Below are 23,652 nucleotides of genomic sequence, written 5' to 3' on the forward strand. Positions count from 1 at the left end.
CTTAAATGCTCATCATCGCATTAAATCCGGAATCCGACCGTAAGTTTCGTGCATAAAATCAACGATCAGCCCAAAAATACTGCCACCAAACAGAGCTAACACAAGCGCGATAACAATCAGCTTGGGTAAAAAGCTTAATATTTGCTCATTAAGAGAGGTGGCGGCTTGCACCATACCGATCAGTAGGCCCACTATCAAAGCAGGGATGAGAATAGGCGCAATAGCTAAGGCGGCTATCCACATTGCTTGTTGCGCAACACCGATGAAATAATCGGGATCGGTCATTGGACAAACGAACTCGCAAGAGAGCCTACCGTTAATGTCCAGCCATCCACCATTATAAACAACAACAATTTAAAGGGCGCTGAAATAATTTGCGGAGAGAGCATCATCATGCCCAAGGCCGTTAACGTGCAGGCCACCACAATATCAATGATAATAAAGAGTAGAAATATTAGAAACCCAATCTCAAAAGCAGTCTTTAACTCACTTGTTACAAAAGAAGGCACCAAGACTGTGAAAGGAATAGATTCTGCATTTTCATAACGAGGATGATGGGCAAGATCCGTAAATAGCTGTAAATCTGCCTTTCTAGTCTGCTTCGTCATAAAGCCATGCAAGGCATTACCCGAACGCATAATAGCTTCTTCAATCTGGATTTCGCCTTTCCCATAGGGTGAAAAAGCGGTGGTATTGATCTCATCCAAAACAGGCCGCATCACAAAAAGCGACAAAAATAAAGCCAATCCGATCAATACCTGATTTGGGGGCGTTTGTTGTAATCCAATAGCCTGACGTAATAATGACAGCACAATAATAATACGCGTAAAACTCGTCATCATCAGAATAATAGACGGCAGAACCGTCATTAAAGTCATCAAAATCAGAATTTGCAAAGATAACGTTAACGGCCTTCCATTATTGAGGAAGGTATTCATACTTCGACTTAAAGCGGCACTGGTATTGCTGGCACCGGTATTAGATCCCGCAGGAGGCACTGGGGGTGTTGGTGCAGAAGGCCTTTCAGGCGAGGAGGCCGCCGGTGCTGCGGCCGCGTGGGATGTTATCGGTGCATGTTGTGCGACAGCGACAGAGGAGCACAGCAGCCCTAAAGGGATAAGAAAGCGTAATCCCCATTTAAAAACACCCGATTTCTGTCTCAGCGTGCCATGAGGCTCTAAGGCTAGCGTGGAAGACGGTAATAGAGACGAATCTTGAACACCGGCCATCAGATTAGATCCTCCCCTTCGGAAGTCTCGGGTAAAGAAAACGGAGGCGGTGCATCAGTTTCCGATAAACAGGTAACAGTATTATCCGTTATGGCGAGCAACAATCTTTTATGAGCAAATTCAACGACGGTTAACTGCTGACGCCGACCGATAGGAAGGGTTTCAACCAATTTAATGGTTCGACTTTCCTTGGGATCGACAGGCTGTAAAGCGGGCAACAGGTTAAAGCGTTTTAACAGCCATATCGTCAGTATGATCAGTCCCGTAACAATCGCTAACGGGATCATCATATGGAGAAGATAACCCCCGATCATCGTGATTAATCATCCTCTGCGGAGTTATTTTCTGTAGATACGACATCGACAACGCGCACCCCGAAACGGCCATTTACGGTGACAACTTCGCCTTTAGCGATTAGCTTACCATTCACGACCACATCTAATAATTCATTAGCCTGACGATCTAATTCGACAATGCTGCCTTCTGCAAGATCTAGTAATTCAGCGAGAGACAACGAAGTTGAGCCCACTTCAAGCGACATTTTTACAGGAATGTCCGATAGAAGGCCAAGATCCTTCGCACGCTTAGATTTCGCAGTTTTAGAGCCATTACCAGATGAATCATCACTCATATTTCAGGTTCCTGTTCAATTTTTTCTATCAATAAGGCCGCTTTCCCATCCCGATCTCCGATGCTGCCATAGGCAATCTTTTTATTGCCCGCTAACAACGGCAAATGTTCGGGTAAGGTGATCGGAATAATATCCCCGACCTTTAGATTTTTTAACTGCCCCATCGTAATTTTAGGGCGCGCAAGAATAGTCTTTACCGGAATAGGAATACCTGCAACGGCCAAACGCATCCGTTTTGTCCAGTTTTCATCAGCAGGTCCGGCATCATCATGCACTTTCGTTTCAAGGTGCATTTCAAAAGGACGCAGCGTTGCCCGAGGATAAACAATAGAAATACGTGCTGCACGACCATTCCCCGGCACAATTGTAAAGCGCTGTACAACGACCGCTTCATCATTTCGGATCATGGTGACATAGGCGCCGTTATTTTCACGGGAAAGAAATTGTGCCTTCAATTGGACAACATCGGACCATGCTTCCACAACACTTTCAGCGATGGTATCAGAAAGACGAGCAAGCAACCTTTCTTCCGCAGGCGTAAATTCTTTGGCCCGAGACGGCGTGACAATACCTGTCCCTCCGTAAAAGGCATCGACCAGTCCTGTAATAAATTGAGGGTCCATAACGATCATGGTGCCCCCTTTTAAAGGGGCCAGACGATATAGGCTGATACTCACAAATTCAGGTAAATCACGCCGCCATTTTTCAAAATGATGGATGTCGACACCATCAACCGTGACTTGTGTTCGAGCACGCGCAAAGGGTTCGATAATCAGGCGTAAACGGCGTGCCAATTTTTCAGCAATGCGTTCCAGCCCTGCCATACGGACAATAGGATTGAGCGTTTCCTGCCCGAAAACAAAGGTGTCATGTTCCTTTTCGGAATCTTCATCCGGTGTATCGCCGCCCAGCTCTGCCAATAAGGCATCCATTTCGGCGCCGGATAAAGAGGTTGCCTCGTCCTGATCTTTTTTGGAACTGGATGCTTTACTCATTGGATAAGAAAACTCGTAAAGTAGATGCTATCCACGCCACCAAAGCCTTCTTTGTCTTTAAGAACGCCGTTAATGACATCTTTTATCTGATTTTGGAGCTGCTTTTTACCGGCCTCAGTTGAGATAGTCTGATTATCCTGATTAGAGATCGTCATCAAAATAGCAGAACGAATAGGTAATTCATCCTTCTTGATATTATTAATTACTCTCTCATCATAATAAGTAGCAACCCCGATACCGATCTGTACTAGATTACTGCTATTTTGGACATTAGAAATGAAAGGCTTATCAAAAGCATAATAGCTGGCTTTGAACTGACCGGAAGAGGCATCCTTTTCATCAAGCGGCACTTTTTTCGGCAAGTTTTCATCAACTTTTGACTGATTAGCCTTATTGTTGCCACTTGAAGCCGGTGCAAATATAGCCGGTATATATCGCGGCAAGAAATATCCCCCCGCCACACTACCACCTGCAACAAGCCCGATAGCAAGAAGCGCTAAAATCAGTATTTTAACTATCGATTTCAATAAACCGCCTTTTTTCGGCAGTTTCGCGTCATCTTCGCTCACTTACATCCCCTGTTAAGCGTAACGCGCACGATTTTTATGCTCTTCAGCAAAATCATCGTCCGGTTTTTCGTTTAAAGTATTATTCACAGTTGGCACAGACTGGCTGAAGCGTTGATCTGTGTTTTGCTGATTTTGCTGCCCACTTTGCCCCGATCCTTGCGACATTGTCTGACTGCTTAAATCAACCTGTGTATGGGTGATTTGAACCCCTTGTGCCCGCGCTTCATCTACTAAATCATGACGCGCATTAGCGATAATAGACTGCGCCGCTTCACTACTCGCTGTCATATGGACAGCCAGACCATCCGTTCCTGACTGAAGCGATACATGCAACATCCCAAGGTGATCCGGATGTAAGTTAAAGGTAAGATTAGTATTCTGACCAGAAGCCTGAGCAATATCACGTGTCAATTGATCAAGCCATATCGTTTGATGTTCAAGATCAAGCTGATTATTGACCGCCATCTGGTCATGATTATCAGAAACACCACCACTAATCATAGTATTATTATCTATTTTATTTGTATTATTGGAAATATTAAGGCTAGTTGCTGTCGCAACATCGGTTGCAAAACTATGATTTGCACTCTGACTTGAGATGTTCGGTGCAGTAGAATCAACAGTAAGCGTTGTTTTCGGCGTGCTATCATCAGATAGAGCAGCTACTTTTGTATTGTCATGCGTAGAGACGGAAGCGCTACGTAGATCAGTACCATTAGTCGCGATATTGACAGCGTTCTCACTATTCCCTGCCCCCTGACCCGAAGCAGGGGTAGCAACTGCGCTATTCAACTCCCCAATATAACTATTCTGTGATGACAGATTTTCTGTTTTAGACAAAGCAGCAGTCTGAACGGTCGCTGTTTTATCAGTGGATTGGCGAGTATCTGATTGAGATACAGAAATATCACGGGCATTTATTGTATCACGATTACTCTTACGGCTGGTAGCATGCGTAGCAGCTTTTAACTGCCCATTACCTTGTAATTGGTTAGCAACAGCTGCTGTCAATGAGACGACTTCGCTAGGCTGTGTAGAACTTATTTCGGACGGAACATTAGAGGCAGTCGCTACGGCTGAATTATCAGGAAGCTGCGCCGATGATAAAGTCGATTGAGCTGTAGGCGGATTGCCTCCTGCTGCTGCCACATCTTTTGGGCTGTTAGTAGAGGATGCCGACAAGGTAGAGGCTGACGTCTGCGCTATGGCCGACTGTACCGAATTTGTAGCGGTCGCTACGGCTGAATTATCAGTAAGTTGCTCTGACGATACAGTCGATTGAGCTGTAGGCAGATTGCCTCCTGCCGCCGCAACATCTTTCGGGCTGGTGGACGAGGATGCCGTCAAGTTGGATGCTAACGTCTGCGCTATAGCCGGCTGTACTGTAAGATTTATACTATCACTCTGAAGGAAAGATGGACCATTCCCAACCGATTGCGTCGTTAACAGGCTTTTAGGCTCTGTATTCGTAGCGCTAGTAGAAACCGCTGATGGAGTGTTCTTGACTGAAAAACGTTGAGAAAGGGTCGATAAAGAAGAAGCATCACCCGTGTCATTATTAGGCTGTTTGCTTCCTTCTGAATCCGCACGCGCCTTCAGCACAGAGGTCAAAGTTGAAATAGAGGCTTGATCGACATCGCTTCTGAGCGTCAACGCTGTTTTAGGATCAGAGGTCGAGATATTCTTAGTCCCCAAGGAAACGGTATCGTTCCCTATCAAAAATTGGGGGTTACTATTTTGAATAGAAGACGATGTGTTGAGTGTTGCGCTATTCCCTATTGCTGCGTTCATACTTACGGCGAACGGAACAGTAGGTGTTTTAGAGGCTTCATTATCGACAGAAGCGCCTTGTATGATCCCAGAAGGCGCAATCGGAGCGTTAGGAATGGTCGCAATATTACTTGAACTCGCTACCGCCTGCATCGACGCGCTAGCCTCTGTACCTGCATTTTGAGACGTATCATTCTGTCTGGCGATAATTGTCTGTACCGCTGTTAAAATAGCCGGAGAAGCGGCTAATGCTGCTGTTAAGCTCGAAATATCACCTGACGAGGTATCACTGATAGTATCAGATACGGTTTCCTTAGAATCCGAATCTTCGTCTAAGATTTTTTCATCCTTTGTAAGGCTATCAACTGGAGAAGATGCCGCATTATTGTTTTTCGATATAACCGGAGCAGCAATAGCAGAATAATTGGCGGCCTTTACAAGTGCTATTGCTCCCTGTGCGGCATCATCCTCTTTGGCAGACAGCCAGCTGGCAGAGGCTCCAGAAGTTTCACTATCTTCTTCATTCTCGACATGCACACCGACAGAGGCCAATAAGTCAGCTGAATCTTTCGGCATAGCCTTAACTAAAGGGATGTTTTCTTCAGAGCTAGAAGAGGACGAGGCGTCATCCTCTTGATCTTCATCCTTCTCGTCTGAAGAAGTGCTATTAACAAGATTAGTTGTTTTCGTGTTTTTGAGCTGAGGGGTATTTTTACCCTGAAGCGAAGAAGTATTATTCTTTCCAGCCATCGTATCAGCTGTTTTTTGCAAGGCGGCAGCCGTTATTTTCGAGGTATTTTGGACATCATTATTCTGTTGGGAAGTATCTTTTCCGGTCATAGAAAGCGCTACTGTCTTATAGGCCGCCGCCATTTGGACCGTATTTTTAGAAGAAGATGTCGTCTGAACAAAATTCAGCATATCGCTGAATTGGCTTTCAGCTTTCGCTGCTTTCTTACTTCCCCCCAATACCGAATTGGAAGACAGAGGTGAAGTGCTGGCTACGATAGGCGTAATATCTGTCATAATGCTTCACCTCGCTTAAAGGATCGCGGTTGAGTCATCGTCATCAAACGACGTTCACGGGTCTTTTCGGCTTCCTCTTTTACCGTATCCCGCAATTTTTCAGCTGTTTCCTGTTGGATACGGGTTTCAATTCTTTTTTGCCGCTGACGGGCAACGATATGATTGGCTTGCGTCAACATATTCGTCAAATCTTTATACGCTGTATTTAACCGTATCATCAGTTCTCCAGCATTCGCCATAGTAGCGCCTGTTACGCGTCCGGTTACAGGGGTTAGCGAATCCTGAATTTCTGTCAGCCGTTCTACCGAAGCGACCAAACTATTCACACGGCCCTCAGCGCGTAACAAATCATTTTGCGCCTGCACATGCTGAATATGTCGAACTCTAGCTATTCTTTCCCGTCGTAAAAGCTTCTGCTTCATCCCCCAAATCCTCTAATCAACGCATCAACAGAAGAAGCCAGATCAACCCTTTCATTTTGCGCCTGTTTAATAAACGCTAAAATATCAGCATGTCGATTGATAGCATCATCAATAGCAGGATCGGTGCCCGCACGATATGCACCCATTAGAATAAGATCACGATTTTCTTCATAAACAGACCACAGACGTCTCAAATGAGAAGCGGCCTGCCTGTGTTTATCTGTAATAATATCACTCATCACCCGAGAAAGGGAGCGCCCAATATCAATGGCAGGGAAAACACCCTGCTCGGCTAAAGAACGGGAGAGAATAATATGCCCGTCAACAATAGCGCGTGCAGTATCGACAATAGGATCATCAGGATCATCACCGTCAGCTAACACGGTGTAAATCGCGGTAATGGCCCCTTTGGAATGAATATCAATACCCGCCCGTTCAACCAAGCGGGGAATAAGGCCGAGGGCGGAAGGGGGATACCCCTTAATCGTCGGAGGTTCGCCTAAAGAAAGGCCAACTTCCCGTTGCGCATGGGCAATACGGGTAAGACTATCTATCAAAAGAAGAACATTTTTACCTTTGGCGCGAAAATATTCAGCGATAGCCGTAGCACGCATGGCCGCGCGTAATCGTAATACAGGTGGATGATCAGCGGGCACAGCGACGACAATACTTTTAGGACGCACCTCACCACTGATTTTTGTTTCTACGAAATCGGAGACTTCGCGTGATCGCTCACCAATAAGGCCGGTAACAATGACATCGGCCTTAGCGCCTGCAATCATTTGCCCCATTAAAACCGATTTTCCGACCCCTGAACCCGCCATAATGGCAATGCGCTGTCCAATACCCGCCGTAAGTAGCGCGTTAATAGCTCTAACGCCCATATCAAAACTTTGGGTCACCCGTCCCCGGTTAAGCGGATTGCCCATTTTTCCGACAAGAGGCCAATATTCATCCGCAATAACAGGTCCTAAACCATCTAAAGGCTCACCTAACGCGCCAATGATACGCCCTAACAATCCATCGCCGACGTGAACCACACTTAATTGACGATCAGGCTCAACCCTTGCGCCGGGGTTATGCGGCGCATCGGCATCCAAGGCCATCAACAGGGTACGTTGCCCTCGGAAACCGACTACCTCCGCGCGGGATGATTGGCCATTGGCATCCAAAATAAGCGCACCATGACCAATAGGCATAGGAAAGCCCGTCGCCTCCAACATAAGTCCATCATAGGCTACCAGCTTTCCGATCCAGCGCGGTTCGCCTTCATCAATAGAGACATGCCCGAATATACGGGAAGCATAGGCAGCTAGACTTTCACTCACGCTTCAGCTCCCACCTCGACTAGAGCAGCATCAAGCTTTTCTAATAAACTCTTCGTGCCATTTTCTATCCAGCCATTATTAGTCTCAAGGCGCACACTGCCTTCGGGTAGAGACGGATCGGGTTTCAATTCTACCGGTAAGGAAACACCCCCCAAGCGTTCAATATCTGCCGGATTAAGGAACATGAAACAAGGCTTGGCTTCTTCCGTAATCATGGCAGCAACAGCATCGACACGCTTGCGCAGTCGAACAGCATCAATAGAAACTTCCCCTATGACCTGATGCACTAATCTATCAACGACATCAGCCAAAACAGAAGCCAAGGCGCGAGGGGGTTCAGCCTTCAAAACTTCAAGACCACGGGCTAGTTGCCCAACAGCCTGACGTTCTTCCCGCATTTCAGCCAGAACACTGCTACGCCCCTGTTCAAATCCGCTATTGTAAGCATCTTTTTTCAAAGCTTCTATATCAATAGGCGGCGGAACAATCTGTTGCGGTTCTTCCTCGACTTTTTCTTCAGAAATTTCCTGTTCCTGAGCGCCCTTTTCGGGTTCCGGTTCGGGTTTTTCTTCCTCAATTACAGGTTCAGGCACAAGACCAAAACGGACAGCCCAAGGAATAAAAGGCGGCTGCTCGGCTTTCATACCCGTATAAGGTGTTTTTTTGACCGCCTCATTTTCTTCTTGGGTGATGGCCTTCGCTGCATAAGGCTGAATATCCTGTTTTATGGCATCAGACATAATCATCTCCCTTGCCGCCTAACATGATTGATCCCCCTTCAGCCAATTTCCGAGCGATATTAAGCACTTGCTTCTGTGCTTCCTGCACCTCAGAAACGCGCATCGGGCCGCGCTCGCTCATTTCATCTTCAATGGCTTCAGCCGCCCGTTTAGACATACAACCCAGCATTCTGGTCTTGAGTTCTTCTTGTGCACCCTTAAGCGCAACAACCAAAATATCATTATCAATAGCCCGCAACAGCGTGCCCAGATTACGATCATCAAGATCATTAAGGTCATCAAAGACGAACATTTCATCTTCGATTGCCCGTGCCAGTGACTTATCCATTTTAGAAACGGCTTTCATCAGCCGTTGTTCACCGTCACTCATATTGTTAACAATTTGGGCCGCTTCAGCGGCACCGCCACGATGGGCACCACCGGCATTACTGCCCCCATTGGTCGCCCCTACCCTTGAAACCTGTCCTAATAATAACCGCTCTAATTCTTCCAGCGCTTCGACTGAAACCGTATCAAGCGTTGCGATACGGTAAATAATATCGGGCTGTAGCCCGTCATCCAATTGCTCCAGCACATCAGCCGCCACCACCGGATCAAGACAGGCCAATACCAAAGCCGCAATCTGGGGATGCTCATTCTCGATCAAAGTCGCAATTGTGCGCGCATCCATCCATTTCAGGGTATCAAGAACGGTCGTATGGGCAACCGGCGTAATACGCGCCATAACATTTTCAGCGCGATCCGCCCCCAAGGCTAATTCCATAATCCCGCGGATTTGGCTGTCGGCATCAAAGCCAAGCGTCGTTCTTGCCCGCGCGCGCGAGGTAAAATTATCCAAGACGGATTCTATTTGTTCCTGCGAAATATCTGAAACCGTAAACATGGCTTCACCCAGACGCTGCACTTCATCCGGGTCAAGGCGGCTCAAGATAGAGGCAGCCTCTTCTTTCGTCATCAACATCATAAGAATAGCCGCCGATTGCGTACCACTTAAGTCTGCTGTTTTCTCAACGGCTTCAGCCATTGTGACCCTCCAACGCTTTATAGTCTGAACGCATCATATCATGGACAACCAAAGCCGCTCTTGCCGGATCTTGTTTGACAAAATGGCGAACAAGATCGACGCGGTCTTTATATCCCGGAGCCGATTCAATCATATCCAAAGTAATCGGCTGTCCGTGATTTTCGGGTTCCTGCTCACTTTCAGCAAGAAGCGTATCAATATTATTACCTTCTAATTGCGGTATAGCCGAAGGATTTTCCGCCAGACGTTTTCTGGCAGCCGCTTCTGCACGGGCCTTTAATAAAGGTCTGGCAAAACCAAAGATAACCAAGGCAGCGACCAAAAGCGCTGATAAATTCCGCGCCAATAAAGGCACCCATGAATTCTGGTACCAAGGCAGACTGAACGCATTACCGCCAAGAAAATCAGAAGCCGTGATCGCGACTACATCGCCCCGCTGTGCATCAAAGCCAATAGCGCCTTTAATCAGTTTTTCTAATTGGGCGATCTGATCTTGGGACGGCGGTTTGCCATGCTGGCGTAAGGCCAAAGCCACCGTTAAACGTTTTACAGAGCCCGTTGGATTCCGAACGACAGAGACTTCACGACCCAGTTCATAATAACGGTTAAAGTTTTCAGACGTGCGCGCTTGTGCTTGCTGGGTATTTTCAGCCGGTGCCGTGCCAGGAGCACGGGCATTATTCTGCCCTTGTTGTCCATTCTGCCCCTGTTGTCCATTTTGACCTTGCTGGCCATTTTGGGCATTTTGCTGGTTCGCATTTTGCTGATTAGGGGCCGCCGGTGGTTGAAGATTGGGCGGTGGATTTTGAGTCGGATTGGCCGGCATAGGGGGCGAATTGGACATAGCCCCCGGAATACCGCCATTCTGATCAGGGCCACCCTCTTTATTCCAGCTGCCACTTTCAGAACGCAAGGAGCCTTCTTTGGGATAGCTTTCCCTTGTCGCCTGACTTTCCGTAAAATCCAGATCCGTATGAACTTCTGCGGTATAGTTATTTTCCCCCAGTAAAGGCACTAACAGCTTGTTCAAAGCATCCATATAACGGGCTTCGATTGTCTGTTGCAGCCGCAACTGACGGTCATTCATGTCATTATCAGAATTAGAAGAAGCCGATAATAAATGACCGGCCTGATCGACGACCGAAACCGCTTCTGCACTCAGTCCCGGAACAGATGAAGCAACCAAATTTTGGATAGCCTGCACCTGAGAATTGGAAAGGCTACGACCGCCGGTCAATTTCAACATGACCGAGGCGGATCCGTGCACCTGTTCCCGCAAAAATGGGCTAGGCTGTTGTTCAGCGATGTGAACACGCGCCTGAGTAACAACATCAATAGTTTCAATGGTGCGTGCAAGATCGACTTCACGGGCAGCGCGCAAACGCTCCCCTTCAACGGCACGGCTTGCCCCTAGGGGTAACGAACTGATGACGTGATCGCCGTCCGGTGCAGATTTGGGCAAGCCTTGCTGGGCCAAGAGCATCTTTGCCCGATAGAAATCCTTTTCGGAAACGGAAATAACGCCATTATTTTGATCAATGTTATAGTGGATTCCCCCCGTGTCGAGGGCACTGGCGATAGAGGCCCGATCCGCATCACCAAGACCCGGATATAAATCGCGTTTGGGCGGTGCCGATAGCAAAAACCATATCAAAGCGCCAACAGCTACAAGACTGATCAGCCCCATCAAAGGCAAACTGCGTTTGATAGCGGGTTGCTGGATAAATCCCTTTATCCGATCAACCACAGCATTTAACCGGCTGTTATTGGCCAGAAAATTAGCAAAAGGCCCCGGTACAGCTACACTACCAGCAGTATCATTGGGGGTAGGAACCACATCTGCCATAGATTACACCGACATATTCATAATTGTTTTATAGGCATCCATCAGTCGGTTGCGCATTTGAAGCGTCGCTTGAAAGGCAACCGAAGATTTTTGGCGGCTCAACATGACCGAGGCAATGTCAGTGGTTTCGCCTTTCTGATAGGCATCTTGCGCTGCATTAGCCTGAATATAGGAATCATTGACATCAGACATCGCCTCTTTCAGAGCATCGTTAAAACTAAGGATACCGCCCGTTTTTTGTCCCGATGTCACAGCCTCGCTACTGGTCGCGCCACCCACGCCCGATGTCGATAATCCGGCTGCATTTTTGAGAGAATCCGCGCGCTGTAAAATAGCATCATGCATATTTGTAAGGCTGGATGTATCAAGCGTAGTCATAAATTTCCCCCGAATTTATCGGCTATAATCTGATTTGAAATATCAAAGACGATGTAAGAATAAAAAACGGGTCTTTATGAAGCCGCCCGCATATCGGCTAATCTGTAGCGCAAAGTGCGCTCGCTAATGCCCAGTCGCTGTGCAGCCTGTCGGCGATGCCCGTTGGTCGCTAATAAAGCCTCTTCAATAAGCTTGTTTTCCGCTGCCCGCGCGGCATCAGCCAATCGAAAAGAGCCTCTGTTTTCAGCATGACGGCCTTCTTCATAAGAAGAAGATATTTCAACGATTTTACTATCTGAATCTTTCAAAACAGCGACAGAAAAATCAGGCGTTTCAATAAGCAAATCTCCGGCATCAATATGCGTTCCACGATGAAGCAGGATGGCGCGTTGAAGACAGTTTTCCAACTCTCTTACATTCCCGGGCCAACTGTGTTTTATCAAAAGATCAAGGGCTGCTGGGGTTAACCAAGGAAAATCGGTATCTTCCGGCGCGTGACGCAATAATAAAGCGGCCGCCAAGACACGAATATCTTGTTTTCTTTGGGCCAGCGGTATCAACGTAACCGGCACCACATTAAGCCGCCAATAAAGGTCGGCACGAAAATTCTTGGCCGACACTTCTGCCGCCAGATCACGGTTGGCGGCGGCAATAATACGAACATTAATAGGCTGGGGTTCGGATGCGCCAACCGGCAAAACTTCACGCTCTTGCAAAACACGCAATAACTTGGCTTGCAAACCCAAAGGCAATTCTGCGATTTCGTCTAATAGTAAAGTGCCGCCTTCGGCTGCACGAAAAAGGCCTTTGTTATCCGCCGAAGCTCCGGTAAAGCTGCCTTTGACATAGCCAAAAAGCATCGCTTCAAGCATAGTTTCAGGTAAGGCCGCACAATTTACCGGAATAAACGGTTTATCAAACCGCGCTGACATTTGATGAATATAACGCGCAATGCCTTCTTTGCCGGTGCCGGTTTCGCCCTGCACTAAAACCGTTGCATTACTGCCAGCGATACGGGCAACCAGATGAAGAAGATCAACCGTTTGTTTATCACCCACGGCGGGACGTCCGGCGGGACGCACTAAACCGGCAATCAAAGCCAATCCAAAAGCACTGTCAGAAGAGCCAAAGCTTATTTCGGCTGGCCGCCCTTCCGCATGAAATTTTAATTTGGGCAAACCCTCACGAAAATGGATGAGAATATCGCGTGGGCCAGCGAGAGAGCGTTCCTGTGGCGATAGTAAACGAATAATAAACTGTGCCGGTGTTTTACCCAACGGGGCACATTCCAGATCCAACGCATTCAGCCAAGGCGCTAATGCAGGAATCTGTTCGGCGATGACCGGACTGACGCCGATAGCGGCCTCAGATATAGCCTGCGCCTGTTCTTTGCTTCCCCTATTTTTCCCCATCAGGATTTCCGCCCTTTTGTAATGCTTCCATCCGCTAAGCCCTGCTTTTACAGATGCTTAACCGTATATCGGATACCTAGCAAAAACTATGCCAACTATTCCAAGATATTGGGAAATAGAACAAAACCGCTGCGATGTTTAATTAAAAATAATGATAAAAAAGGGAATGAAACCCTCTGAAGATATTCAGCATATTTCTACTGTAATCTTGGGTTATTTTTTATTTTATCTTTATTTATCAATATCTTATAATCATACTTTATATTTTGCGCCGCTATCTAAACCAAACTTGGACAGGGCTTTTAACTATCCCGATAGACGTTTTTAAAGAGAGAGGCTTCTTTTACAGGATTTTGAAATCCCCATGGGTTTTATTGCACCCTGAATTATCAGGCGTCAAAATTCCGTCAGTTTTCTGATAAGGCTATACTGTATCCGATTTAAGGGAACAAAATTAAATCTTAAAAAAATAAAATCATTATTTTTCAAAAACTTATGATGATTTTTGAAATAAATAATAAATTTTTTTCGGTGAGGAATTTAAAAAAAAATCGGGATGGTCGTTACTGAATTTATGGCGGTCACGGACATTTTAGTCCTGCTGCCCCTCTCTAACCGCACTACCTTGAGAAGGAATTTTTTTGTGACCGTTATTAACACCAATACCAGCGCCCTCCGTGCTCAGAATGCTTCCCGTTTGGCCGACAACAGCTTGAACACGGCGATGACCCGTCTGTCCAGCGGTAAAAGCATCAACAGCGCTTCCGATAACGCTGCCGGTCTTGCTATTTCCAGTTCAATGACCGCTCAGATTAACGGTATGAACCAAGCCATCAGCAATTCCAACGATGGTATTTCTTTGGCTCAGACGGCTGATGGTGCTTTGGGTGAAGTCACCAATATGGTGCAGCGTATTAACCAGTTGGCTGTTCAGTCCGCCAACGGCACCTATCAGCAGAGCGACCGCACCGACATGAACACTGAAGTGAAACAGCTTCAGGCTCAGATCACGCAGGTTGTTAAAGGCACCAACTTTAATGGCGCTACGCTTTTCAGCACAGATTCGGCTGGAAAGTCCTTCAAAATTCAGACTGGTGCAACGAACAGCACCACAACCGATCAGGTCACCATTTCTATTAGCGGCCTTGCGAAATTAGCTACCGTTATGAGCAATACCACCCTATCGGTTGGCACCTCTACTGCTGCATTGTCTGCCTTATCAACCATCACTTCGGCCCTGACCGCTATCAACACCACGCGTGCAGGTCTTGGTGCTTCTGAAAGCCGCTTGAGCTCAGTTGTCAACAATCTGACGACCAACGTTACCAACCTTTCTGATGCACGTAGCCGTATCCAGGATACTGACTATTCCTCAGAAACGACCAATCTGGCGCGTGCACAGATCCTCAGCCAGGCTTCAACCGCCATGCTGGCTCAGGCTAACCAGTCCCAGCAGAATGTTCTTTCCTTGTTAAAGTAAGCTTTACTTAAACAGCTTGAAAAAGAACACAAAAGAAGCCGCCCGATATTCATCGGGCGGCTTTCTTATTTTAAAAGCCTTCAAAAAACTTAATTATCACCAACTGTATAAGGTATCTGGCCGATATGTTTTACCTTTTGGGTAACATCCATATCAAACCATAATTGATAACCGGCATTTATTGCTCTGACACTAAAGACGTAATCTTCACCAAAAAGGGATTTTTTCTCTTTTCCTTCAAAATCCCGTAAAGCGAATAAGAAATAAGGGCGAGGAAGATGATCGAAAACCGACATTTTAATCAGTAAACAACCTGTCGCGATTAGCATTGCTGGCAATAATCCATGATCAACTAAATTTTCGGGTTTTTCTGTATTCTCAACGCCTGCGAACCCAACATCTTCACTCCTTTTGCGATAATTGGCCCCGACTATATCTTTGTTATGAGATAAAAACCTTGTGAGGGTATCAGATGGCACATCCATATCACTGTCGATAAAGAACAGATAATCGGCGTTGGCTTCCTGTGCCATTGCGACACAAGCATTCCGCGACACTGAAATATTAGGCGATTTATTGTTAATCAGGATAAATTCAACATCAGGCGTTTGTTGCATCATAATAGCAGTCGAAATCATAAAATCGACATGCACCATAGGGCCTGATGGAAAACAGATAGCGATCTTGACCGGCGACTTGGTCGGTTTTGCTGTCATGTGGACATCCTTGCAGCAAAGCGGGAAGAGAAAAAGAACTGACCTAATGGCCTGAATAATCAGGCCGAAGGCGGTAATAATTTCTCTTTTTCAGTTTTTAGTAATTCCTGTTCCATCAATAAACGGCGTTCTTCAATATCCGGCATATGGTAAACCCGCTGGCCAATACGGCCCATTTCGGCAGATAAATTACCATCGCACCAAATATCATAACCCAATTCACGAACACGATCGCAGAAGACAAACTCATCGCTCATGACATCATCCTGAAAGACGTCATAATAAAAATGAGGTAAATTGGGATCCAGCTTTTTAAAAACATCCGTTTTTACCAACAAGCAACCACCCGGCATATAATGCATTTTCAGCAAGCCTTTTTCGACTTCTTCAGGGATTTGCTGATCCGAGGTAATCCCTAACAAATTATAAGGCGCAATCGGTTTGGGATAAGTGACACCGATAATATCTTTTTTATGGGCCAACAGACGATGTAAGGTATCATTGGGAAAGGTGATGTCCCCGAACAGAAACAGGATATAATCGGCATCCCATTGCAGGCTGTCTTTGACCGCTATATTTTTAGCGTTTGCCAGAACGGAAGAACGACCACAAATAATATTAATATTCATATCACGAGCCTGCTGAATCAAGCCCATGGCACTGATTGAGAACTCAACCAAAATCATGTCACCCGGTGCGATAATCGCAATCGCGACTTTTGGCTGTTTGCTTTCACCCTGTTCCATATAAAACTCCCCTAAAAGGCCGAAATTAGCCTTAAAATTGATTATAGCGCTCGATGGTTATTAGAATGTTGACATTCACCCTACCCTAAAGGGTAGAAATACCTTCTACAACACGGCCATACCCGACCACGAAAAAGGATATGGTCGATCATAAAATGTTCCCTACAGCAGTATCATGCCGTCATTTAGCCTTTCCCCAATACGGCCTGTGCCTTCTCTTATTCCGATCCGAGGTCGCCTATAGCTTTTGAATCACTGTTGTGCTTTTCCTCCCAGCACAAACAACGATGAAAACTATAGGCCTTGATAACACGCCCCGATAACGGCCTTTCGACATCTTAATCTTATCAGCTATCGGTTTTTATCGGTTTAATGCTGCCAGTCTGTCATTTTTTGACGGAGGTGATCGACCGCCGCCTTTTTAATCTGACTAATTCGGGCTGTCCCCAAGTCTAAGACTTCCCCAATTTCTTTCAGATTCAGTTCTTCGACATAATACAGCTGTAACACCATAGCTTCTCGTTCAGGCAGGTTTTGAATATGTTCAGCCAAAGCCTTTTGCAGTCCTTGCCGCTCTAAATCACCTACGGGATCGGCAGTCTCATCGGAAAAAATACTGGAATGATCGGAATAAACATCATCCAAGGATTCTTGGCGAATACTGATCGCACTGTCGGCCCATTCCCGATATTCGCTGGCCGTCATACCTAATTTTTCGGCCATTTCAGAATCTTCGGGCGGACGCCCCAAGGCCGCTTCCAATTCTTCCCGCGTTTTATTCAATGTCTTGCGTCGCGCAATGCTAGATCGACCGGTTGCCGCATGTTGCCGCATATAGTCGATCATCGCCCCTCTTATGCGCATTGAAGCATAGGTAGCGAAGGCAAATCCCCGATTTTCAAAAGCATTAGCCGCTTCAATCAGGGCAACCATACCGATTTGAATCAAATCTTCTATTTCAATGGCATTGGAAACACGACCATGAACATGCCATGCTATTTTGCGCACTAATTGCAAATGGCCTTTAATTAAGGCCTCAATATTCTTCTTTGACGGATTACGGCTGTAAACAACGGGAATCGCTTCGGAATCTTCAAATTCATTAAGATGCACTCACCGTCTCCAAACCGAAAAAGAAGCTATTTCGCCGTCCTTTTGGTAAAGAGTGGTCATCCAGTGCATGAGCCAGACGATCAAAGGCTTCAGCCGCTCTTGATTTCGGAAATAATTCTAAACAACAACGCTTCCGCAATACCGCTTCCCGTAAATGAGGATCGCGGGGAATAGAGCCAAGATGATAAAGCTTTGTGCCTAAAAAACGTGCTGATACGTCCGAAAAGCGTCGAAAAAGATCACGACCTTCGGTTTCATCTTCTACCATATTCGTAACTACTGAAACTTCTTTCACTTTATATTCAAGCGCCAATAGCTTGATTAAAGCATAACCGTCCATAAAAGATGTGGGTTCTGAAGAAATTACCAGAATAACGCGATCGGCTGATGCCGTTAAAGCCAGTGAACTGGGAGAAGCCCCACTGGGGCCATCTAACAGAATATAGTCAAAAGATTTGGTCCAAGGCCGCAAGCTATCGACTAATCGACGTTTGGCGACCGCATCCATTTCCATGATCCGCCCTGCCCCGTTCACACCGGGAACAAGCATCAAACCAAACGGGCCTTGTTGGACAACATCTTCATATTCATGCCGACCCGTCAGAATATCTTCTATCGTTTTATCGGCATTCATGCCAAGAACTATGCCGACGTCCGCCATCCCAAGATCGCAATCGAGCAATAGCGTCCGTCTTTTCATTTTTGCTAATGCTGCGGTCAGATTAGCAATAACGTTCGTTTTTCCAACCCCACCTTTACCACTGGCAACAGCAATAACCTGAGGTGTACGTAACAGTTTGGGCATCATTACGACACTACCTCCGCCTTGTTATTGGCTATCGAAGGAGAAGACGATTGTCCATCCCCCACGACAGCAACAACTTCTACCGGCTTTCCATCTGGAATTTCAAGGAAAGATAAGACCGGAATATCTGAAAAATGGGGTTTTAACAGCCTTGCTAACGGACGACGAATAACGGGCGAAGTCACAATAGCAAAGCGTTGTCCTGAAGAAAGCAAAGGATGGGCTGCGGATTCCAATGCCGTCACGATGCGATTAGCCAAGGCCGGTTCAAATGGATGCGTCGCCTGTGGGCCAGAACGAACCCCCTGAGAAAGAAGGGATTCAAGCTTAGGCTCAAAGGTAACAACCGAAAGGGGCATTTTCACAGGAACGATAGATTGAACAATAATGCCACCAATCCTTATTCTGATAGCTTCCAGTAAAGCATTAGGTTCGGTTTCTTCTCTTGCGGCATCCGCCATAGCTTCTGCAATACGGCGGAATTCATGAAGAGAAACACCTTCGGATAAAAGAGAGCGACACATTAATGTAATAAGCGCCAAAGATAACGGCTGTGGCGTTAATCCGCCTACTAATTGTGGTGCAGACTCTTTCAGCATATCCAACAATTTTTGTGCATCATCCATGCCGAATAAATCAGCGGCATTACTCAGGATGGCTTGATTAAGATGGGTAGCAATAACCGTTGCCGCATCCACGACCGTATAACCCGCAACAATAGCATCCGAGCGGCGATTTTCAGGAATCCATACCGCATCTAATCCAAAGCTGGGATCTTTTACTACGCGACCCTCCAATGTGCCATCAGCATCACCATTATTCAGAGCCAATAACTGGTCAGGCCAGATTTCATCTTCACCTATCACAACACCCGCAACACTAACGCGATAACTATTCGGACCCAAGGATAAATTATCCCGCACCCGAACCAAGGGAATGACAAAACCCAAATCGCGGGAAAGTTGACGTCGAATACCCGTTATACGTGCCATTAACGGGGCCTTTTTTCGTTCATCCACTAAAGAGATAAGCGCATATCCGATTTCTAATGTCAAAACCGAACCATCAGAAACGTCATCCCATGATACAGGCGGCGGCGTATCGGGTACAAGGGTCGGTGGCGGCGCTTCTTTCAAAGCGGCTTCGGCTTGGGCTGATTTATGCAATTTCCATGCGGTCCATCCGGCTAATCCCGCAGCCGGTAAAATAACAAAATGGGGCATACCGGGCAAAATGCCAAGGAAACCCAAAATAACGGCAACCGGCGTCCAAGCGCGTGGGGAATTAAACTGACTGACAATTTGTCCGGTCAAATCAAAAGAGGAAGAGACCCGCGTAACAATGGAAGCCGTCGCAAAAGATAAAAGGAAAGATGGGATTTGAGCAACAAGGGCATCACCGATGGCCAGTTGCACATAATTAGAAGCGGCTTCACTGAAAGAAAGATTATAGCTGAAAACACCAAGGATCAAACCACCAACGATGTTGATCACCAGAATAAGGACACCAGCGACCGCATCCCCCTTAACAAATTTGGAAGCACCATCCATAGAACCATAAAAACCGGCCTCTGTGGAAACTTCTTGTCTTCTGGTCTTAGCTTCTTCTGGCGTAATGAGACCGGCATTAAGGTCAGCATCAATAGCCATTTGCTTACCGGGCATAGCATCCAAGGTAAAACGCGCTGACACTTCTGACACGCGTCCGGCACCTTTCGTCACCACAACCAAATTGATAATCATCAAAATGGAAAAGATGAACACGCCGACCATGTAATGATCGCCGATAAGAAAGTGACCAAAAGATTCAATCACCATACCCGCGGCATCAGCCCCTGTATGACCATTGACCAACACAACACGGGTCGAGGCCACATTAAGCGACAAACGAAGTAAGGTTGCAAAAAGAAGAACGGTCGGAAAAGAGGAAAAGTCCAAGGGTTTTGCTGCATTAAGCGAAACCATTAACACAGCGAGAGAAATCGTAATGTTGGAAATAAAGCCAATATCAAGGACGGTTGTTGGCACTGGGACGACCATCAACCCGACCAATACCAAAATAGCGATTGGCAAAATAGCAGTTCGACCAGCGGCAAGCCAAATCGTCTTTTTGACTGCGGCTGTTGCCATCAATATTCCCCTTTTACAGAAAGACGACTATAATTTTGTTGATTAGCCATCCTTACTCCCGCCAAATTTACGACATTTCATGGTGCTCTTACATATTCTAAGCAAATTTTATGCCATAATTAATAAAGTTTTCAGGCTCGCCCAATCTCAGGATTGAATGTTATTGGCTTTTGATAATTTTTTTCACAAAAAAGGAGAGACAGTAACTTTATTGCGAAAAACAAGAAGTCAACTCTTGTGAAATTATTTTGGGGTGAATTTAAAATACAGAATAAATTTGTTATTTATTTTTTATCTTTTGAAAACAGATAAAAAATCTGCCCATCAATTTTAGAGAAAAATAAAAAAACGCTTATTGTCCGACAGCAGATAGAGTTAAAACCGACACCTGATACGGGAAATTCGTCACCTTTGAATTAGTCTAAATTATTTAGAATTTTCCAGTACGTCGATAAGCTAGTGGAACATCCGCCAAACCGTAAATAGCCATTTGGCTTAATAATTTTTGCATCATATCTGCACTATATAGGCTACGCTGGCGACCCGCTTCCGCTTGTTTCATCGCAAGTTGCAAACTGTCGCGCAGCGAGTCCGTTGTGTGCCAAGCATCCTGTTCCCGCAGTTTTTCAACGCCGACTTGGACAGCCTTACAGGCTTGTTCAATATGATCGATATTCTGCCCGTCCAGAGCCTCGACCAATGCTATAATAGCATTCTGTAATTCTTTTACGTATTGCTCACTCATCAGGCGTTAGATGAATCAGAAGAAACCGCAGTGGAATCAGAAGAAGTCGAGGTGCCGGGCACCTCATATTGCAACATTTTAGAAGCAATCATATTCGCACTGATAGGATAACGCCCTTCCGAGATCAAAGCGCGGATAGCTTGTATCTTTGCCTGATTAACAGGCGGACCAGAGGCCGCTAAAGCCTCGGATAAACTGACGGGGCTGGAAGAGGCGACGCCCTTTTTGACGTCGTCTTTTTTGGACGTATCGGTTACACTGCTAACCCCTGTGTCAGACGTTTTAGACACAGATGAAGATGTAGTGTCATCCGCCGCTGCCGCCGCCGTATTATTCTGGAGAGGGGTGGTATCTCCAGAAGATCCTATCGAGGAAACAGCACTGACCGCTTGCAATGCGCCACTGGCATTTCCGATACTGTCAACCATTCTATTCGCCCCAAATTATAAAATACTGATAACAACAAAGCTCCTGTTGTCTTTATAACGGCAATAATTTTAATTATTTAAATTACTCAAAGCCAGGAATTCTCACTTTACCAGATTCAACGACAACAGCGATCACAGGGGGCTTATTGGGATCAGATTTTACACGTATATGATCGCCTAAGGCACCGTCTTGCTGGGCTGTACCTTGCACTGATACCGTAAAATTGCTGTTGCCTGCAATCAATTCGACAGGATCGCCGCGTTTTACCAAAATTTCACCTTTGGTATTATCCTTGGAAGTGCCCGTATTTTGGCCATTTTGGCTAGTTTCATGATGGTTGAGTGCATGGGTCATCGTCCGCACCAAGGGCACACGAATACGCCACCCAATCGAAGGACAATGAACCGAAACGGTGCCTGCTGCCGGTTTATCGACGACAACATTTTCTGGACATTGTGTCAGATGAAGCCGTCTATCAACGGGCGATACCGCCCCGCCCTCGGTTCCGATAGCCGCCCCCAGACTAGTCGCTATTTGTTTATCTAAAGCGGATAAATCTTGAAAATCAGCCGCGAAAACGGATATAGTTGATAATGAAAAAGTTACAATGCCTAGAAAAACGCTAAAATATGAAGATTTCTTTTTCATTATAGTTCTCGTTTCCCTCTGTTATGGCTTATTATTGAGGCCAATATAATATCCATTAATTTTTATTCGCGGTAATCATTAAATGCTGCCCCTTATCTGACGATGGATTATCAGGGGCCATCATAATTTTTAAGCGATCATCGGCAACACCAGCAGCTTTTAACTGTCGCGCTACAGTAGCCGTTCGGGCGGCGGCCAATTCCCATTTATCAAATCGGGCATTTCCATTGCCAATGCCTTGGCTTTCTATCAGAAAATGAGCCGACAATAGATCAGATTTCTTAAAAAAATCCGTCAAGACGGCCTTGCCTTGATCGGTTAACACCGCTTCTTCCGGTTGAAACAGGGCATCGGCTACAAAATCATGGGTCGGACAGGCGATGCCCGTTGTCGTCCCACAGTCTTTATTAGCTGCCTTTTCTGCTGTTTCAGCTTTACTGACCGCCTCGCTGTCTTTGGGAGACTGTGCAGTCGATGACTTATTGCTGTTTTTATCACTATTATGGGTAAAAGCTGAACGAAGACTGGCTGCAACCGCATGAGGATCATGCTCTCTTGCATAAAGCAGCACAAAAAAGCCTAACAGCGTCATTAAAAGGTCAATATAGCTGATAGCCCAGCGTGAACTTCTTTTTAGCTTCACAACTCTGCCTTCTGTTGATCTACCCTTAACAACGGAATACGGGCAGGCACAGGCGCTAACTCTCCCATAGCGGCTAGAACCAAATTATCCGCTACATTTTGCCACCAACGGCCTTCCATATCAGACAGATATTCCAACCTTCCGGCAATAGGAACGGCAATCAGGGTAGAAAGGCATAATCCATAAAGGGTTGTCAAAATAGCCATCGCCATAGAAGGCCCCAGCGTATTTATATCATCCAGATGGGAAAACATATTTACCAACCCGATCACCGTCCCGATCATAGCGACAGAAGGCGCGACATCAGAAATAATATGCCAAAAATTTATAGCACCCTGATGGCGATCTTGACGTTTTCTTATCTGTTCGACCGTCCATTGATGAAATATTTCGGGATCAGTGCAATCCGTTAATTCATTGACGGCCTGTTGCACAAAGCGCGGCGCAAAAGCAATATCAACCCGGTCAGCCGTTGCAATGCCCTTGGCTTGCACCTGACGAAGAACCGATTGCACCGCATGGGCGGCCACTTCGCCATCCCGTTCAGGGGTAGCCTTTATCAAAGGCACAAAGGCTTTCAAAACACGCAAAAGATCGGAAAGGGTCGAACGAAAAATCGCAATGGCAAACGCCCCGATAAAAACCAGAAAAAAAGCTGTGGCGTCAAAAAAGTGACTAACTGACGTCAGGAGATACATGACAGCCCGCCTTTCCCAAAGAAAACAAAGCGGCAACAAGCGGCAAACATTTGCCGCTTTCGGCAAGACAATGTCTGTTTTCTATAAAAAATATTAAATATCATAGCGTTTTGATGACATTTCTTCATTT

25 protein-coding genes are annotated in these 23,652 nt (G+C 46.1%); 1 reads left to right on the forward strand and 24 read right to left on the reverse strand.

From position 1 onward, the window contains the following. Positions 1-12: 12 nt before the first annotated feature. From ZYMOP_RS03000 to ZYMOP_RS03065, 14 genes are all read right to left on the reverse strand, one after another. Complete coding sequence (locus ZYMOP_RS03000; protein WP_013933883.1) at positions 13-285, reverse strand: flagellar biosynthetic protein FliQ; 273 nt, start codon at positions 283-285, stop codon at positions 13-15. Further along, on the reverse strand, positions 282-1,229 hold the full coding sequence (fliP, locus tag ZYMOP_RS03005; RefSeq protein ID WP_013933884.1) for a flagellar type III secretion system pore protein FliP: 948 nt from the start codon (positions 1,227-1,229) through the stop codon (positions 282-284). Before fliP ends, ZYMOP_RS03000 begins: the two co-directional genes overlap by 4 nt. Next, positions 1,229-1,543 carry a flagellar biosynthetic protein FliO gene (fliO, locus tag ZYMOP_RS03010; RefSeq protein WP_013933885.1) on the reverse strand — a complete coding sequence of 105 codons (315 nt, stop codon included), beginning with the start codon at positions 1,541-1,543 and terminating at the stop codon, positions 1,229-1,231. The genes fliP and fliO overlap by 1 nt, the downstream gene beginning before the upstream one ends. A 5-nt stretch (positions 1,544-1,548) precedes the next feature. Continuing rightward, positions 1,549-1,860: a flagellar motor switch protein FliN gene (gene fliN / locus ZYMOP_RS03015; protein WP_013933886.1), complete on the reverse strand. Its 312-nt coding sequence runs from the start codon at positions 1,858-1,860 to the stop codon at positions 1,549-1,551. Further along, on the reverse strand, positions 1,857-2,855 hold the full coding sequence (locus ZYMOP_RS03020) for a flagellar motor switch protein FliM (RefSeq protein WP_013933887.1): 999 nt from the start codon (positions 2,853-2,855) through the stop codon (positions 1,857-1,859). Before ZYMOP_RS03020 ends, fliN begins: the two co-directional genes overlap by 4 nt. Then, on the reverse strand, positions 2,852-3,424 hold the full coding sequence (locus ZYMOP_RS03025) for a flagellar basal body-associated FliL family protein (RefSeq protein WP_013933888.1): 573 nt from the start codon (positions 3,422-3,424) through the stop codon (positions 2,852-2,854). Before ZYMOP_RS03025 ends, ZYMOP_RS03020 begins: the two co-directional genes overlap by 4 nt. Before the next feature lie 12 nt (positions 3,425-3,436). Further along, entirely contained in the window at positions 3,437-6,220 is a 2,784-nt protein-coding gene (locus ZYMOP_RS03030) for a flagellar hook-length control protein FliK (protein WP_013933889.1), read from the reverse strand. Beyond that, positions 6,217-6,642: a flagellar FliJ family protein gene (locus ZYMOP_RS03035; RefSeq protein ID WP_013933890.1), complete on the reverse strand. Its 426-nt coding sequence runs from the start codon at positions 6,640-6,642 to the stop codon at positions 6,217-6,219. Before ZYMOP_RS03035 ends, ZYMOP_RS03030 begins: the two co-directional genes overlap by 4 nt. Continuing rightward, positions 6,639-7,970, reverse strand: a complete 1,332-nt coding sequence (locus ZYMOP_RS03040) for a FliI/YscN family ATPase (RefSeq protein WP_013933891.1) — start codon at positions 7,968-7,970, stop codon at positions 6,639-6,641. Before ZYMOP_RS03040 ends, ZYMOP_RS03035 begins: the two co-directional genes overlap by 4 nt. After that, complete coding sequence (locus ZYMOP_RS03045; protein ID WP_013933892.1) at positions 7,967-8,710, reverse strand: FliH/SctL family protein; 744 nt, start codon at positions 8,708-8,710, stop codon at positions 7,967-7,969. Before ZYMOP_RS03045 ends, ZYMOP_RS03040 begins: the two co-directional genes overlap by 4 nt. Then, complete coding sequence (gene fliG / locus ZYMOP_RS03050) at positions 8,703-9,734, reverse strand: flagellar motor switch protein FliG (protein ID WP_013933893.1); 1,032 nt, start codon at positions 9,732-9,734, stop codon at positions 8,703-8,705. Before fliG ends, ZYMOP_RS03045 begins: the two co-directional genes overlap by 8 nt. Continuing rightward, on the reverse strand, positions 9,727-11,580 hold the full coding sequence (gene fliF, locus ZYMOP_RS03055; protein ID WP_013933894.1) for a flagellar basal-body MS-ring/collar protein FliF: 1,854 nt from the start codon (positions 11,578-11,580) through the stop codon (positions 9,727-9,729). Before fliF ends, fliG begins: the two co-directional genes overlap by 8 nt. A gap of 3 nt (positions 11,581-11,583) precedes the next feature. Further along, positions 11,584-11,958, reverse strand: coding sequence for a flagellar hook-basal body complex protein FliE (gene fliE / locus ZYMOP_RS03060; protein WP_013933895.1), 375 nt, complete (start codon positions 11,956-11,958; stop codon positions 11,584-11,586). A 74-nt stretch (positions 11,959-12,032) separates the two neighbouring features. After that, a complete protein-coding gene (locus tag ZYMOP_RS03065; RefSeq protein WP_013933896.1) occupies positions 12,033-13,370 on the reverse strand; it encodes a sigma-54 interaction domain-containing protein in 1,338 nt (445 codons plus the stop codon). A 643-nt stretch (positions 13,371-14,013) separates the two neighbouring features. On the opposite strand from ZYMOP_RS03065, the gene ZYMOP_RS03070 reads away from it, so the two are divergent. Next, positions 14,014-14,850, forward strand: coding sequence for a flagellin N-terminal helical domain-containing protein (locus ZYMOP_RS03070; protein WP_013933897.1), 837 nt, complete (start codon positions 14,014-14,016; stop codon positions 14,848-14,850). A gap of 89 nt (positions 14,851-14,939) precedes the next feature. Here the strand turns inward: ZYMOP_RS03070 and ZYMOP_RS03075 are convergent, their stop codons facing one another. The 10 genes from ZYMOP_RS03075 to ZYMOP_RS03120 all read right to left on the reverse strand — a co-directional run bounded on the left by ZYMOP_RS03075 (position 14,940) and on the right by ZYMOP_RS03120 (position 23,522). Beyond that, entirely contained in the window at positions 14,940-15,566 is a 627-nt protein-coding gene (locus ZYMOP_RS03075) for a glycosyltransferase family 2 protein (RefSeq protein WP_013933898.1), read from the reverse strand. 59 nt (positions 15,567-15,625) lie between these two features. After that, positions 15,626-16,312 (reverse strand): glycosyltransferase family 2 protein, encoded by a 687-nt coding sequence (locus ZYMOP_RS03080; protein WP_013933899.1) that lies wholly within the window; start codon positions 16,310-16,312, stop codon positions 15,626-15,628. 369 nt (positions 16,313-16,681) lie between these two features. Next, complete coding sequence (locus tag ZYMOP_RS03085) at positions 16,682-17,425, reverse strand: FliA/WhiG family RNA polymerase sigma factor (RefSeq protein ID WP_013933900.1); 744 nt, start codon at positions 17,423-17,425, stop codon at positions 16,682-16,684. Further along, positions 17,415-18,233, reverse strand: coding sequence for a MinD/ParA family protein (locus tag ZYMOP_RS03090; protein ID WP_013933901.1), 819 nt, complete (start codon positions 18,231-18,233; stop codon positions 17,415-17,417). Before ZYMOP_RS03090 ends, ZYMOP_RS03085 begins: the two co-directional genes overlap by 11 nt. Further along, on the reverse strand, positions 18,233-20,359 hold the full coding sequence (gene flhA, locus ZYMOP_RS03095; protein WP_013933902.1) for a flagellar biosynthesis protein FlhA: 2,127 nt from the start codon (positions 20,357-20,359) through the stop codon (positions 18,233-18,235). Before flhA ends, ZYMOP_RS03090 begins: the two co-directional genes overlap by 1 nt. A gap of 430 nt (positions 20,360-20,789) precedes the next feature. Beyond that, positions 20,790-21,104 carry a hypothetical protein gene (locus ZYMOP_RS03100; RefSeq protein ID WP_013933903.1) on the reverse strand — a complete coding sequence of 105 codons (315 nt, stop codon included), beginning with the start codon at positions 21,102-21,104 and terminating at the stop codon, positions 20,790-20,792. Continuing rightward, positions 21,104-21,532 carry a flagellar biosynthesis anti-sigma factor FlgM gene (gene flgM / locus ZYMOP_RS03105; protein ID WP_013933904.1) on the reverse strand — a complete coding sequence of 143 codons (429 nt, stop codon included), beginning with the start codon at positions 21,530-21,532 and terminating at the stop codon, positions 21,104-21,106. Before flgM ends, ZYMOP_RS03100 begins: the two co-directional genes overlap by 1 nt. Positions 21,533-21,614: 82 nt before the next feature. Then, positions 21,615-22,181 carry a flagellar basal body P-ring formation chaperone FlgA gene (gene flgA / locus ZYMOP_RS03110; RefSeq protein ID WP_013933905.1) on the reverse strand — a complete coding sequence of 189 codons (567 nt, stop codon included), beginning with the start codon at positions 22,179-22,181 and terminating at the stop codon, positions 21,615-21,617. A gap of 55 nt (positions 22,182-22,236) precedes the next feature. Beyond that, complete coding sequence (locus tag ZYMOP_RS03115) at positions 22,237-22,824, reverse strand: flagellar motor protein MotB (protein ID WP_013933906.1); 588 nt, start codon at positions 22,822-22,824, stop codon at positions 22,237-22,239. Next, complete coding sequence (locus ZYMOP_RS03120; protein WP_013933907.1) at positions 22,821-23,522, reverse strand: motility protein A; 702 nt, start codon at positions 23,520-23,522, stop codon at positions 22,821-22,823. The genes ZYMOP_RS03115 and ZYMOP_RS03120 overlap by 4 nt, the downstream gene beginning before the upstream one ends. Between the last annotated feature and the right edge of the window lie 130 nt (positions 23,523-23,652).

The sequence above is a fragment of the Zymomonas mobilis subsp. pomaceae ATCC 29192 genome (genome assembly GCF_000218875.1).
Classification (GTDB): Bacteria; Pseudomonadota; Alphaproteobacteria; order Sphingomonadales; family Sphingomonadaceae; genus Zymomonas; species Zymomonas pomaceae.